10 protein-coding genes are annotated in these 15,318 nt (G+C 47.4%); 4 read left to right on the top strand and 6 right to left on the bottom strand.

Features of this window, described 5'->3' with window-relative positions; translation table 11 throughout:
* Position 1: 1 nt before the first annotated feature.
* Positions 2 to 520, top strand: coding sequence for a TlpA family protein disulfide reductase (locus GXP22_07915; GenBank protein NOX09394.1), 519 nt, complete (start codon positions 2 to 4; stop codon positions 518 to 520).
* 55 nt (positions 521 to 575) lie between these two features.
* Positions 576 to 1,895: an MATE family efflux transporter gene (locus tag GXP22_07910; protein NOX09393.1), complete on the top strand. Its 1,320-nt coding sequence runs from the start codon at positions 576 to 578 to the stop codon at positions 1,893 to 1,895.
* Here the strand turns inward: GXP22_07910 and GXP22_07905 are convergent, their stop codons facing one another.
* From GXP22_07905 to GXP22_07880, 6 genes are all read right to left on the bottom strand, one after another.
* Entirely contained in the window at positions 1,896 to 3,023 is a 1,128-nt protein-coding gene (locus GXP22_07905; protein NOX09392.1) for an NAD(P)/FAD-dependent oxidoreductase, read from the bottom strand.
* Between the two features lie 46 nt (positions 3,024 to 3,069).
* On the bottom strand, positions 3,070 to 3,957 hold the full coding sequence (locus GXP22_07900; GenBank protein NOX09391.1) for a cation transporter: 888 nt from the start codon (positions 3,955 to 3,957) through the stop codon (positions 3,070 to 3,072).
* A gap of 227 nt (positions 3,958 to 4,184) precedes the next feature.
* On the bottom strand, positions 4,185 to 7,370 hold the full coding sequence (locus GXP22_07895) for an efflux RND transporter permease subunit (GenBank protein NOX09390.1): 3,186 nt from the start codon (positions 7,368 to 7,370) through the stop codon (positions 4,185 to 4,187).
* 11 nt (positions 7,371 to 7,381) lie between these two features.
* Positions 7,382 to 8,365, bottom strand: a complete 984-nt coding sequence (locus GXP22_07890) for an efflux RND transporter periplasmic adaptor subunit (protein ID NOX09389.1) — start codon at positions 8,363 to 8,365, stop codon at positions 7,382 to 7,384.
* Positions 8,366 to 8,592: 227 nt separating this feature from the next.
* Positions 8,593 to 9,858, bottom strand: a complete 1,266-nt coding sequence (locus GXP22_07885) for a TolC family protein (GenBank protein NOX09388.1) — start codon at positions 9,856 to 9,858, stop codon at positions 8,593 to 8,595.
* 77 nt (positions 9,859 to 9,935) lie between these two features.
* The gene (locus GXP22_07880) at positions 9,936 to 10,286 is read right to left on the bottom strand and encodes a hypothetical protein (GenBank protein NOX09387.1); all 351 of its coding nucleotides are present in this window, start codon (positions 10,284 to 10,286) and stop codon (positions 9,936 to 9,938) included.
* Between the two features lie 63 nt (positions 10,287 to 10,349).
* Between GXP22_07880 and GXP22_07875 the strand changes: the two genes are divergently transcribed.
* Together GXP22_07875 and purT are read left to right on the top strand one after the other, a co-directional pair.
* The gene (locus GXP22_07875) at positions 10,350 to 14,024 is read left to right on the top strand and encodes a PAS domain S-box protein (protein NOX09386.1); all 3,675 of its coding nucleotides are present in this window, start codon (positions 10,350 to 10,352) and stop codon (positions 14,022 to 14,024) included.
* Between the two features lie 3 nt (positions 14,025 to 14,027).
* On the top strand, positions 14,028 to 15,206 hold the full coding sequence (gene purT / locus GXP22_07870) for a formate-dependent phosphoribosylglycinamide formyltransferase (protein ID NOX09385.1): 1,179 nt from the start codon (positions 14,028 to 14,030) through the stop codon (positions 15,204 to 15,206).
* Positions 15,207 to 15,318 lie beyond the last annotated feature (112 nt).

The following is a 15,318-nucleotide window of genomic DNA, read 5'->3' as shown; positions in this document are numbered from 1 at the left end:
AATGGCAATGGGAAATCAGATTCGTTGTAGAAGAACCATGCTGGCAGCTTTGCTCTGTATATTTTTATCACTGCCGGTAATATCAGGGACACAGGATCAATTGCGTCATTTTGTGTCGGGTAGTTATTCAGATATTGTATTACGCTATCAGAACTCCTCTTTTATACTGGTATTCTGGTCAATTGATTGTCCACCCTGTTATGAAGAATTAACGATGTTAGGTGGATTGTACAAGCAGTATCCTGTGTTACCGGTAGTGCTGGTATCAACCGATGGTCTGGATGTTCGTACAGAGGTTGAAGTATTGATATCGGAGAAGGGATTGACCGGGCTGGAGTCCTGGATTTTTACCGATAGTCTTTCAGAACGACTCCGATTTGAGGTTGATAAATACTGGTATGGTGAATTACCACGCAGTTATTTCTTTTCAAAAAATCAGCCGAGGCATGCTGTAAGTGGACGTTTATCACATGCCTATCTGATGAAGTGGCTGAATGAAAATAATATGCTACATCGGTAGGTCGTAAATAGCCTATAATCAGGCAGATGAAATTACACAGCAAGTCAATTGACGAGTGAATACAGGCGCTCATATCCGGCAGACCCTCAGTCTCTCCATCCCCTTGATTTTTGGTCAATTAGCCATGCTTTCGATGGGCTTTGTCGATACCGTTATGGTGGGTCGTCTGGGCGCGTTGGAATTGTCTGCCGTGGGTATTGGTGGGGCAGTGTGGCTAACCCTGGCGCTATTTGTGATCGGGGTATTAATGATGTTACCCCCGACAATTTCTCATCTGATCGGTGAAGATCGTCGTGACAAGGTGGGTTATGTTGTTCATCAGGCCTTTTATATTGCCCTGGTGCTCGGTATCTTGCTGACCCTGGCTCTACGTTCCTGCGAACCGGTATTGAATGTCCTGAATATTGCCCCCGATATTATCGAAGTAACGATGCGTTATTTACGGGCAACCTCCTGGGGGGCACCGGCCTTTACCGTGTTTTTGATGTTGCGGATGACCAGTGAGGGTCTGGCGATGACGCGTACCAGTATGGCCTTTGGCATACTGGGCTTGCTGATTAATATTCCGAGCAACTATATCCTGATCTTTGGTCATCTGGGTTTTCCACAACTGGGGGCAGAAGGTGCTGGTTTTGCGACCAGTGTGGTGCAGTGGGTACAGTTGATCGCCTTGTATCTGTGGGGGCGGATTGCCTTCCGTGGTACCCGGATATATGAATCTCTGGCATTACCTGATTGGTCTAGAATAGGTGAGTTATTACATCTTGGGTTGCCGATTGGTATCGCTGTTTTTATCGAAGGGAGTCTGTTTGGCATGGTTGCTTTGTTACTGGGTTCGTTTGGTATTAATGTTGTCGCAGCTCATCAGGTGGCAATCAATTTTTCGGGTCTGTTATTTATGGTGCCCTTAGGTATTAGCACGGTGGTTACCATTCGTGTCGGAGAGGCCTATGGTCGTGGTGATCAGCAAGGCATCCGTGATGCTGCCAGGGCAGGGTTTATTATTGTGCTGTGTACTCAGATACTATCAGCTTCATTAATCCTGTTGTTTGCTGATAATATTGCTTCACTTTATACCGACGATCTTGTGGTTATTAATATCGCACTACAGTTTCTGTTTCTGGCGGCTGTATTTCAGATCCCGGACGGTATTCAGGTGGTTTCAGCAGGGGCATTAAGAGGGCTGAAGGACACGCGTATTCCTATGGTTTATACCATCATTGCTTATTGGCTTATCGGTATCCCCGGCGGGTATTTGCTAGGTATCACATTCGCCTATGGTGCTGAAGGTATTTGGTGGGGACTCATCCTTGGTTTAACGGTTGCTGCCGTGTTATTGTATCGGCGTTTCAGGCACAGACAGCAAGCACTTTGATCAAACCGCCTGACCGGCACAATAGCCGGATGCCCAGGCCCATTGCAGGTTGTATCCCCCCAGCCAGCCAGTGACATCAATGACCTCACCAATAAAATAGAGCCCTGGTTGTTTTTTTGCCTCGAAGGTTCTGGAGGATAACTCATGGGTATCAATACCGCCCAGGGTGACTTCGGCCTTGCTGTAGCCGGTGGTGCCTGAGGGCATGATCTGCCAGTGTTGGAAGCTATTAATAATCTTTTGTATCTCGGTTTTTTGATATTGACGGATGGGTTTATTCTCCAGATAAAGTGATATTAACCATTCCACCAGGCGTTTGCTGAGCAGGGTGCTCATCAGGGTCTTGAGTTCAGTATTGGGTTTATCCTGTTGCCATTGTTCAATTTGTTGTTGCAGATCGGTATCGGGTAACAGATTGATCTCGATGTGATCTCCTGGGGTCCAGTAGTTGGAGATTTGCAGGATAGCGGGGCCACTGAGTCCTTTGTGAGTGAATAGCACTGCCTCACGAAAGAATTGTGTTTTGTGGCTGACACTGGCATCGACCGAGATCCCTGACAGGCTAGCATAATTGTTCAGCTCGCTGCTGTTTAAGGTGAGTGATACCAGGCCGGGACGCAGAGCAGTGCAAGCAATACCAAATTGTTCGGCAATTCGATGACCGATATCAGTCGCGCCCATCTTCGGGATTGATAGACCACCACTGGCGATGACTAATGAATTAGCACAATAGTGATTGTTTTGTGTCTGTATCTGGAATGATTCATTCTTGTGTACCGATTGAATGTCTTGTTCGGTGTGGATATCAACCCCGGCGAGGCTACATTCATCCAGTAACAGGTCAACGATGACGCTGGCCTTGTCACGGCAGAATAGTTGCCCATGGGCGCGTTCTTCATAGCGGATTTGGTATTTGTCGATCAGGTTAAGAAAGTCATATTGACTAAAACGGCTGAGGGCTGATTTACAGAAATGGGCGTTGCCCGAGATATAGTTCTCGGCATCAACCCACAGGTTGGTGAAATTACAACGACCACCACCCGCAATCAGGATCTTCTTACCGACCTTTTCAGCATGATCGAGCACCAGCACCTTGCGGCCACGCTGCCCGGCACTGATGGCACACATGAGACCTGCCGCGCCAGCACCGATGATGACGACATCATATTGTTGCTCAACAGTCGCGCTGCTCACAATGTGCCTCTTCGAACTCCAATGTGGAATGATCTATTGCATAGCGTTGTAACAGATCGGTTTTTATTGCACCCTTTATTTCGTTTATTTGATCAAATCGTTCAATGACGATATGTGCCTCCAGCGCATTACGCTGTTCATCCAGTTGCCAGATGTGAACATGATGAATATTTAATACGCCGTTAATATTCTCTATGTGAGTAATGACATCATCAATAACAATGTTTTTGGGTGTGCCTTGCATCAGGATATGAATCGTCTCGGGTAATAGTGTCGAGGCCTGGTAGAGTACATAGCCAGCAATCAGCAGGGTGATTAAGGTATCCACCCAATACCATTGGTACAGCAAGATCAGGCTACCGGCAATAATAACACCCACCGAAGCGAGTGCATCAGAGACATTATGCAGAAAGGCGGCACGGATGTTCATACTGCCTTTTGACATGCTGAAGGTTAATATGGCGGTGGCAATATCAATAATCAGTGCCACAGCGGCAACGATTATTACGATCCAGCCTTCGATAATCTGTGGCTCGTGGATACGCCACAGAGCTTCATAGATCAGATAGAGTCCAATGATGACCAGGGTGACTAGATTAATCAGTGTGGCAATTATCTCGGCACGTTTATAACCAAAGGTCTTGAAGTGATCCGCTGGTCTTCGGCTGATCTTACGTGCAGCCCAGGCAATCCATAACGAGGCGGCATCACTGAAGTTGTGCAGTGCATCAGCAATTAGCGACAGGCTACCCGACATAAGACCACCAATAATCTGAGCCAGGGTTAGTAGCATATTGATGGCAATGGCGAGACCTAAACGGCGGTCGCCAACTGAGGCATCAATATTATGGTGGTGATGATCGGACACGGGTTGTATTCTCTGATTAATAAAAAATATTGAACCACAGGGGACGTGGAGGAGCACAGAGGTTTTTATGTTTTTTTTGTATCCATTATTTTCTCTGTGTACCTCTGTGCCCCCTGTGGTTTATGTTTTTGGCTTAATTTAGTTCCCACGCAGGAGCATGGGAACTAGATAGCTCGTTCTCGTTCCCATGCTCCTGCGTGGGAATGCATACATCCAAAGATGACTTGTTATTTCTCTATTATTTGTTTGGAAAACATCGGATAAAGCACCGGTAACACAAACAGGGTGAGTAGTGTTGAAGAGAATAGCCCACCAACAACTACGGTGGCAAGGGGTCGCTGTACCTCGGAACCGACACCGGTTGCCAATAACATCGGGATGAGCCCTAATGCAGCGATGAAGGCGGTCATCAATACTGGGCGCAGGCGTGACAGTGCTCCTGTGAATATAGCGCTATAGACCTCGACACCATCTTCAACACGCTGATTGATGGCATTCACCATCACTACTCCGTTTAATACCGCGACACCAAACAGGGCAATAAAGCCGATTGATCCGGGTACTGAGAGATATTGACCTGAGAAAAACAGGGCAGCAATACCACCAATCAGGGCGAGGGGGACATTGAGCATAATCAACAAGGCCTGACCCACGGAGTTAAAAGCGAAGTACAGGAGCAGGAAGATGAGACCGAGAGATAATGGAACAACAATCATTAGACGTGCCTGTGCGCGTTGCTGATTTTCAAATTGTCCACCAAAGACTATGGTATAGCCTGCCGGCAAATCAATTTCATCATCAATCCGTTGTTGTAGTTCAGCCACCAGGCCACCCATATCCCTGCCCTCGACATTGGTCTGAATAACCACTCGGCGTTGTACATCATCACGTCGAATTTGTGGTGGGCCGGACTCAATGGCAACCTCTGCGATATCACCGACACGTACCCAGGCACCATTGGGCGCCTGCAATATCAGATTGCGAATGGTATCTACATTATCACGATATTCCTTAGCCAGACGCACATAGATATCATAGCGTTCATTGCCGTTGATGACCTGTCCGGCAGCACGACCACCAATGGCGTCGGCGACCAGATCCATGACCTGGGCAACGGGTATGCCGTAGCGTGCCAGTTTGTCACGATCAGGGCGGATGGCGAGTTGTGCTTCGCCACCAATCTGTTCCATCGCAACACCACGGGTTCCTTCGATCTTCTTCACCAGGGTCTCGATCTCGCTGCCTTTCTTTGCCAGCATGTCGAGGTCTGAGCCAAATAGCTTGATTGCTAGTTGCGCACGAACACCGGAGAGTAACTCATCAACACGGGTTGCAATCGGCTGTGAGAATGAGAATAACAGACCGGGGTGTTCCGACATCTTCGCCTCCATCAGTTTTTGCAGTGCCTGACGGTTAGTCGCGCTGGTCCATTCATCGACGGGTTTTAAGCCAACGAAGATCTCAACATTAGATACTGGTTCCGGGTCACCACCAATCTCGGGTCTACCGATTCGACTGGTGGCATAGATGACCTCGGGAAAAGTGAGTAGTGCACCTTCCAGTTTCCCTGCAACCTCCAGTGAGGTCGCCAGACTGGATGAGGGGGCGAGGGTGATGCGGATATTCAGGGTGCCTTCCTCTAGTTCAGGAACAAATTCGGTGCCGAGGAAAGGTACCAGTGCCAGTGAGCCAAGAAACAGGCTGACAGCAATGCCGACGACGATTTTACGCTTGTTCTGAGCCCAGGGCAGTGTCTTGCGGTAGAACGACTCCAGCGGTGGCATGACGTAGCCATGTTTATGTTCCACACCCTTTTTAAATAGGTAAGTAGCGAGTGCGGGCACCACAATCAGGGCGACCAGCAACGAGGCCAGCATGGCGAGCACAATGGATATTGCCATGGGCTGGAAGAGCTTGCCTTCAACACCCTCAAGACTGAACAGAGGTGCAAACACGATGATAATGATCAGCACGGCAAAGAATACCGGTCGCCCAACCTCACACGCGGCTTCCTTGATGCGTAGCGCGATACCGTGGCTATCATGCGCTGAGTCATAGGGGTGTTCGACACCCTGTTGTTGCCTTTGTTGTTCACCATGGCGGGCATCGGCATGGGTGAGATGACTAAAGATATGTTCCATCATCACCACAGAACCATCGACCATCATGCCGATAGCAATTGCCAATCCACCCAGTGACATCAAGTTGGCAGAGATACCCCAATGTGCCATGGCGATGAGCGCCATGCCAATCGAGATTGGCACCGAGATCAGTACCAGAAAGGTCGCGCGGACATTAACCAGAAACAACATCAGGACAATAATAATCAGCACAAAGGCCTCCAGTAATGCCTTGGATACGGTCTCTACTGCCTGGTCAACCAGACTAGCCTGATCATAAAAAGGTTCCAGTGTAACGCCGTCTGGTAGAGCGGTTTGTATTGCGCCTAGACGAGACTTAATGCCTTCAATGGTTGCCTTGGTGTTGGCACCCAGACGTTTAAGCACGACACCGGCAACGACCTCGCCCAGTGGTTCTGGATTGCCTTCGGCATCACGGCGGGTTATAGAGACAGCACCTTGTCGGATCTCAGGGCCAAAGCTGACCTGAGCGACATCCTTAACACTGACCACGACACCATCCTCGTCTTTTAACGGGATGTTACTGATGTCGCGCAGACCATCGTTACCACTGCGTACCCAACCTACACCACGCACCACCAGTTGCTCGGCACCACGATCCATATACCAGCCACCGGCATTGCGATTATTATCCTCAATTGCCAAGGCAACATCATTGCCAGTCAACTTGTATGCCAGCAGACGTTGTGGATCGAGTTGTACCTGATACTGGCGCACTTCACCACCAAAGGACAATACCTCGGTGACACCACCAACAGGCATCAATAATAGTTTAACAATCCAGTCGTTATAACTACGCAGAGTAATGGCATCATATTTTTGCGGGTCATCAGCACGTAAGATGTACTGATAGACCTGTCCTAATCCTGAGCTGTTAGGCCCAATTCCCGGAGTACCGATGCCATCAGGGATTTCTTCGCGCGCTGTTTGCAGACGTTCAAATACCAGTTGTCGTGCAAAATAGATATCAGTGCCTTCATTGAATACTACGGTAATCACGGATAGACCAGTCTTGGATATTGAACGAACCTCTTCTACATCAGGCAGTGCATACATCACCGCCTCAATAGGAAAGGTAATCAGTTGCTCAACTTCTTCAGCCGCCAGACCGCGTGCTTCGGTATTGATCTGTACCTGTACGTTGGTGACATCGGGGAAGGCATCCAGGTTGAGTTTCGGCAAGATTAGAACACCACCAACAGTGATGGCAATCAAGGCAAGCACAACCAGCAGACGGTTCTTAACGGACCAGCTAATAATAGAATTTAACATAGGTGCATTCCTTAATGGTTATGAACGGAGAAGCCACTTTTTGCCAGTTCAGACTGGACAAAAAATGCACCCTGGGTAACGACACGAGTACCCACCGGGACACCCTCAATCACGGCCATACCATTAATGATGGTTTTGACCTCGACTTCAACACCATTAAATTCCCCCGGTTTATCCTGTTCAACCATGATTTGCCAGTCACCATCCGGGCTTCGCACTACGGCGGTCTCAGGTATGGCAAGGGCGGATTGATGTCGGCTGCTTTGTAGACGAACTTCGACAAACTCTCCCGGATGTAAACGATCATCCGGGTTGGCAACAGTAATCCGTGCAGCAATGGTGCGCGTATCTTCATCCAGGTTATGATGTAACTGGGTTATTTTCCCTGTTAACCAGCCATCGGCAGTCTGTATACGGGCAATGCTGCCTTGATTAACTTGTGATAACTGTTGGGGTGTGAGGCGTGCCTCAATCCATAATGAACTTTCATCAGAGAGGATCATTAAGACATAACCCGGTTCAATAACAGCCCCTTCGATAAAGTCATCCTGTACTACTGTTCCAGCACGGGATGCCAGTAATTGAAACTCACCATTGGCTTTCGAGGCATCGGCTGATTTGAGCAGATTACTAATCTCCTGTCGGGTCATGCCAAATGCAGCGACCTTGGCGTAGGCCAGTTGATGGGCAACACGCGCCCCGGTGTAACGACGGTCAGATATAACCTTGGCTCCCAGTTTCTGAACACGCTGCCACTCCCTGTCGGCAACCATTAATGCGCCCTGGGCATCGGCCATTTCTACACTGGATAAAGTAACCAGAACCTGTTTACTGTTAACACGTTCACCGAGAGTGACATGACGTTTAATCACCTGTGCAGTGATGCGTGAGGTAACCTTGGTGGTGCGGTAGGCATTGAGTCTAACCTCACCCGGTGCCTGTATCTCAGCGGCAAGATCACGCTCTCGCAACGCCTCGACAACAATGCCGGCCATCTTTAGTTGTGTGTCACTGAGCTTAATGCCGCCGTCTTCATCACCACCATGCTCATCACCATGTTCAGCAGGTGATGTTTCCTGATGTTTTTCAGTGTCATGATCATGTCCTGTCTCGGCCTTGGCAGGGATGGATAAGACGGATAGGATCAGTATAAATAAAGGAATTTTTAAAAATGTTTTCATAGGAATATCTCCGAGACCATTGATGGTCTCTCTAAAAAAAATTAGTGCTGAATATCAGTGCTAGAAGTGCGCTCATCAATTTCAAGCCATTGGAAAATACTGGCACTGGCCATGAGCCAGTTGGACCAGTTGTGCCACAGGCGACCGCGTAATTCAATACCGGCACTTTGTGTGTCCAGAGTTTGTTTGAGCTGAATCAGATAGTCGGTAGAACTTAATTCACCGACTTGCCAAAGTTGCTTTAACAAATCAATGCGTCGTTTGATCGAGCTGGTTCCACGTTGCTGCCAGTTTGTCCACGTGTTGCGTGTCAGGATATAGCGTTGTCGAGCCGTGAGGATTCGATTTTTCAGATCCAGCCAGGTGGAACGAGCATCAAACTCGGTCTGTGTCAGTTGCGCATGAGCCTCTGTGACCTCAGCCTGATAGGTGTTGCGTACAAATAGGGGTAGCGACAGGGTCAGACCGGTAAGGGTATTATTGTCCTCACGTCCAGCTCTTATGCCGATGGTAGGGTCGGGCTTTGCCTCGCGTTGACGTAAACTAACCAGGGCACGTGCGGCATTAATCTGAGCTTGTTTAGCCTGGAATACGGGATGCGTCTTGATTAGATCCTCAATATCCAGTCTATCGCTCTGTATGACGGGTAGTGTCTGTGGTAGACCTGGCCAGACACGGGGGGCAGGTCGATCACCTAACAGGCTGAACAAGGCTTGTTCTGCATCACTCAATCGGGCAGCAAGTTCAGAGGATTCAAGATCAGCCTCTAGTGCGGCCAGTTTTGCCAGATCCAGTTCTACCTGATTCAGATCTCCGGCCTGTAAACGCTGTTCGGCAATGTCGACAAATTGTTGCATCAGTTGCAGGCTTTGTTGTCCCAGTCTATTGAGCGTATCTGCCGTATTATATTCGCTCAGCGCATTGAGTAGATTCCTCGCCAGTTGTTGACGCAGGCTGTTAGCATCGGCAGCATTGGCGTTATAGGTTTGTTGTGCCGTTTTGGCGCGCGCCCCACGCTTGTCACTCCAGTCGATGGTTTGACTAATACCCAGACTGGTCGTGTTGATATCGGTGCGTTCTGTATCAAATTCCAGTTCCGGGTTATAGAGTGCCTGATCCGCTGCCTGATAGCGGGCAGATGATGCCTTCAGTGCGGCATCCATAGAACGTATGCGTGGATGATTGTCGATGACCTGGGCTACAAAATTAGCCAGAGGTGCAACGGATGTTTCGGTACTTATAGCGGGTACCGGGATGAATAGCATGCAGCCTGATAGTAAGGCTACTATTGAAAATCGTTTGTACATAGACTTGATCCTTTGAATAATAAAAAATACCATAACGTACACACTAATGACGTATGGTTTTTTATGATATTTAAGAATCAGGCGTTGGGTGGTGGCGTCGGTGGTGACTGGGTATGGGTGCGATAATACGGTGTTAACAGCGCAAGATATGAATATCCCGATGGGCTGTATGAGATATGGGATTGTTCTATTAGACCTGTTAGATGACTCAGGCTATGACAGCAATGATCGCAACTATCGCTATTGCTATGGCTATCGGGAGAGGATGATGGATCCTGCGACCACTGTGATGATGCGTGACCAAAATAGATCTCGGCATCGGTATCCGCTGCCCATGAAAGGTTGGCGAATAAAGTGCTGGCAAGCAATAATAAAGTGATCAATTTACGCATTGTCTTCATTGTCGCATTAATAGCATCTGAATTCAATCCACTCTCCTGTAGTAATTTCGGTATACTGCTGATATCGGTAAATATATTGAGCGATTTATTTTGAAATCTGACAATAATGATAAGCGTTTCCGGGCGTTGGTTGAAGCCACCAGTGACTGGATCTGGGAAGTCGATGCTAATGCAGTTTATACCTACTCCAATCCCAAGGTTCGGGAACTGCTGGGCTATGAGCCCGAGGACATTATTGGTAAAACCCCGTTTGATCTGATGCCCACTGATGAGGCAGAACGCGTGTCGGCTAAATTTAGCGAGATTGTACAGGCACAGCGAGCCTTTAGTAACACTGAAAATATTAATAGGCATCGTGATGGCCATGAGGTCATATTGGAGACCAGTGGTGTTCCCGTATTCGATGAGCAAGGTCAGTTTTGCGGTTATCGGGGTGTTGATCGTGATATCACTGCACGCAAGCAAACTGAGGCTACATTGCAAGCCAATGAAAATCACTACCGTTGGCTGGTTGAATCAGCTCAGGCGTTGCCCTGGGAAATGGATATATCAACCCTGCGCTTTACCTATGTAGGCCCGCAGGCTGAAGCGATGTTGGGTTATTCACAGGCAGAGTGGTATGAAGAAGGGTTCTGGTTGAAATACATGCATCCGGATGATCGTGAATGGGCACCACGCTTCTGTCAGGAATCAATCGGTAGAAGGGAAAATCATGATTTTGAATATCGTATATATGCCAAAGACGGACGTCTGCTATGGATACGTGACAGTGTTAATGTCATTGATAATATTGATATCATTGACGGGGCAGTAAGATCGACTATATTGCGCGGGTTTATGTTCGATGTCACAGATCAGAAACAAAAGGAAGATGCCCTGGCATTAAGTCAACAACGGTTACTTGAATCACAACAGATTGCACAACTAGGACATTGGGACTGGGATATTATTAATAATACCTTGTTCTGGTCGGATGAACATTATCGTCTCTGTGGTGTTGCACCCGGGACGATTACACCTGGTTATGAAGTCTTTCTTGATTTCATTCATCCTGATGACAGGGATAAATGGGTGGCAACAGTTAATGATGCCTTCAGTAAGAATAACTATAACATGGATCATCGTATTGTATTGGCAAACGGTGAGGTGCGTTATGTTCATGGACAGGGACAGGTCTATTACGATGATACAAATCAGCCGTTGCGTATGATCGGTACTATTCAGGATATTTCGGAAAGAAAATATCTTGAAAATGCGCTTACGGCTATCACTCATCTCTCTTCATCTATGAATATTGTAGAATACTGCCGTTCATGTGTAGAAAATATTGTTCGTATCTATAATACGCCTTATGCCTTTATTGGTATTTTTTCTGATGACTCGAAGCAACGTATAAAAACCCAGGCCGTATGGGCGAATGGTCAATTTGTCGATAATTTCGAATATGAATTAAAAGGCACGCCCTGTGCCGATGTCCTTGATAGAAAGGCTGAGTTGATCGCCAGGGATGCCGCCAGATTGTATCCGGAAGATACGATGTTGGTTGATATGAGTGTGGAAAGTTATTTTGGCGCACCGATGATCTCGGCTTCGGGTCATAAGATGGGTATTATCGCTGTTCTGGATATTAATCCGATGGAGATTATCTCCTGGACAGAGCCGGTGCTGGATTTATTTGCTCAGCGTATTGCTTCATATATTGAAGGCAAACAGGCGAGTGAAAAGATTGCCAGCTCTGAGGCGGAGTTGCGTAATATCTTTCATAATATGCAAGATACCTTTTATCGTACAGATAATGAAGGCAGGGTTATTAAGATTTCAGACTCTGTTGAACAATTACTCGGTTATAAAATAGATGATCTGATCGGTATGAAGATTGGTGATTTTTATATAGACCCTGACAGGCGACAGGTGTTTCTTGAACAACTGGATAAAGGCAATGGCTCCGTTCAGGATTTTAGTGCCGGTTTGAGACGTAAAGATGGTTCGGTGGCATGGGTTGCTACTAATGCGCAATATTATAAGGATTCCTCTGGGAATATTCTTGGTGTCGAAGGCGTAACCCGGGATATGTGTCAGCATTATGAGGCTGAATTGCAGATGCGAAAGATGTCCAGCGCGCTGGAACAGACTGCTGATCTGGTGATGGTTACAGATGCCCAGGGTCGAGTGGAATACGTCAACCCCTCTTTCGAAAGGACAACAGGTTATCGTCGCGAAGATGTTCTTGGCAAGACCCCTCAGTTTCTGAAATCAGGTAAACAAAGCGAGAGTTTTTACCGAAATTTATGGGACACTATTTTGTCGGGGGAGGTGTTCTTTGATGTTATGGTTAACTGTAAGAAGAGTGGTGATCTCTATTACGAGGAAAAAAGTATTACCCCGATAAGAAATGATCAGGGTGAGATTACCAGTTTTGTTGCGACCGGTCGTGATATCACCGAACGCATGGAGAATGAAGAGCGGCTGAGCTTTATGGCGCATCATGATGCACTCACCAAATTGCCCAATCGTATTTTATTTATGGATCGCTTGAAACAATCTCTGGCTCATGCCCGACGTTATACAAAAAAAGTAGCTGTTTTATTTATTGATCTTGATCGCTTTAAAAACATTAATGATACCCTGGGGCATGAGACGGGTGACCTTATGTTGACACAAGTTGCTGATCGCCTGAGGAAAAATATTCGGCAGGAAGATACCATTGCGCGTCTGGGTGGTGATGAGTTTGCTGTCTTGCTGACCGATATTGAAACCGAACAGTGTGCCACCGTGTTGGCAAAAAAGATCTTGCAGAGTCTGGAGGCCCCGCTGGAACTGAATCAGCGCGAATTATTTATTAGTGCCAGTATTGGCGTGAGTCTGTTTCCCAATGATGGCGAAGATGCCGGGACATTGTTGAAAAACGCGGATATTGCCATGTATCGAGCCAAGGATCTGGGCAAGAATAATCATCAGTTTTATTCAACAGATATGAGTGCGCGGGCATTCCAGTCTCTGACTATGGAAAGTAGTCTGCGTCATGCACTGGAACGAGAGGAATTTGTACTGTTCTATCAGCCACAGGTTGATATTGAAAGCAACAGGATTGTTGGCGTAGAGGCATTGATACGCTGGCAACATCCCGATCTTGGTCTGGTCGCACCGAATGATTTTATATCTCTGCTGGAGGAAACGGGGCTTATTATTCCGGTAGGCTATTGGGTTATTGCTTCAGCCTGCCGACAAATGAAGCTATGGCATGAAATGGGCTTTCCAGAATTGATGATGTCGATCAATATTTCAAGTCGACAATTTAATGCCACGGATTTTATCAAGACAGTGGAAGGGATTATTAATGATATTGCTTGCTCACCTGAAATGATAGAGATGGAGATTACCGAGAGTGTATTGATGGAGAATCAGAGCAATACCATTACTGCATTGGAGATGTTGGAGGCAATCGGTTTTAAGATAGCGATTGATGACTTCGGAACAGGCTATTCATCACTCAGTTATTTACGCCGTTTTAATATTGATACCTTGAAGGTTGATCGTTCTTTTGTACGCGATGTTATTGACGATGCGGATGATGCCGCCATTACTTCGGCGATTATCGCTATGGCTCAAAGCCTGAAACTCAAGGTTATTGCCGAAGGTGTTGAGACACAACAACAACTGGATTTTCTTAAGAAATGTCAATGCACGCTTATTCAAGGTTATCTGTTTAGTCGACCATTACCTGCTGATGGGCTGACAGAATTATTGCAGGCGCAAGAGAAGTAAGCGATGACATCTATTGGTACTCCTTTATCAAAAACGGCAACGCGTGTCCTGTTATGTGGCGGTGGAGAGCTCGGTAAAGAACTTGTTATCGAACTGCAACGCTATGGGGTTGAGGTGATTGTGGTGGATCGTTATGCCAATGCGCCAGCGATGCAGCTGGCACATCGTAGCCATGTTATCTCAATGCAGGATGCAGTGGCATTGCGAGCAGTGATTGAGCAGGAGCAACCGGATTATATCGTCCCCGAGATTGAGGCAATAGCCACAAGTACCCTGGTTGATCTGGAACAGGAAGGTTTTAACGTGATACCGACTGCGCGTGCGGCACAGTTAACGATGAACCGTGAAGGGATACGGTGTTTGGCAGCAGAGGATCTAGGTATAAAGACCTCACCTTATCGTTTTGCCGATGATCGGGCTGCCTTTGATCAGGCGGTTATTGATATTGGTATTCCCTGTGTAGTCAAACCGATTATGAGTTCATCCGGCAAGGGACAAAGCACCATTCGTAGTGAGACGGATATTGATCAAGCCTGGACGTATGCACAAGAGGGTGGGCGTACCGGGGCAGGGCGAGTGATTGTTGAAGGTTTTGTTGAATTTGATTATGAAATCACTCAACTAACAGTGCGTCATATTGGTGGTACCCATTTCTGTGAACCCATTGGCCATATTCAGGTGGATGGTGATTACCGTAGTTCCTGGCAACCTCAGGCGATGACAGAACAGGCGCTGGCAATGGCAAGAGAGATTGCACATAAGGTAACGGATGCGCTGGGTGGCTATGGTGTTTTTGGTGTAGAGTTGTTTATCCGTGGTGATGAGGTGATTTTTAGCGAAGTTTCTCCTCGTCCGCATGATACCGGTATGGTGACTATGATCTCACAGGATCTCTCCCAGTTTGCCCTGCATGCCCGTGCCATACTGGGTTTACCCATTCCTGCTATTCGACAGCTTGGCCCCTCAGCATCCAGTGTTATTCTTGCCGAGGGTGTGTCTACGCAACCTGTATTTGGCAATCTACAAAAAGCCCTGGAACAGCCGGATACTCAATTACGCCTGTTTGGAAAACCGGAAGTGCAAGGGCAACGGCGCATGGGCGTGGTGCTGGCGCGTGCAGATTCGATTGAGGCGGCGGTTGAGAAGGCAGAGATGGCCTCGGCTGCGGTGGGCATTAAATAATAATCCCTCCGTCCCCATTTTATTCGTTCCCGCGCTCCTCCGTGGGAATGAGAAAGCATGAAAAAGCGCATCAAATGATGTATATTTAGATGTGTCTTAATCAAAATAAGGA

The organism is Gammaproteobacteria bacterium, from assembly GCA_013151035.1.
Taxonomy (GTDB): Bacteria; Pseudomonadota; Gammaproteobacteria; order JAADJB01; family JAADJB01; genus JAADJB01.
This window is presented reverse-complemented; position numbering and strand designations above follow the sequence as displayed.

Bases quoted from the DNA above. Each gene is read 5' to 3' on its own strand.
- GXP22_07915 (NOX09394.1), top strand. From the start codon at position 2: ATGGCAATGGGAAATCAGATTCGTTGTAGAAGAACCATGCTGGCAGCT.
- GXP22_07905 (NOX09392.1), bottom strand. From the start codon at position 3,023: ATGTGTGCCATCAGTGCCGGGCAGCGTGGCCGCAAGGTGCTGGTGCTC.
- GXP22_07895 (NOX09390.1), bottom strand. From the start codon at position 7,370: ATGTTAAATTCTATTATTAGCTGGTCCGTTAAGAACCGTCTGCTGGTT.
- GXP22_07890 (NOX09389.1), bottom strand. From the start codon at position 8,365: ATGGCCGGCATTGTTGTCGAGGCGTTGCGAGAGCGTGATCTTGCCGCT.
- GXP22_07885 (NOX09388.1), bottom strand. From the start codon at position 9,858: ATGTACAAACGATTTTCAATAGTAGCCTTACTATCAGGCTGCATGCTA.
- purT (NOX09385.1), top strand. From the start codon at position 14,028: ATGACATCTATTGGTACTCCTTTATCAAAAACGGCAACGCGTGTCCTG.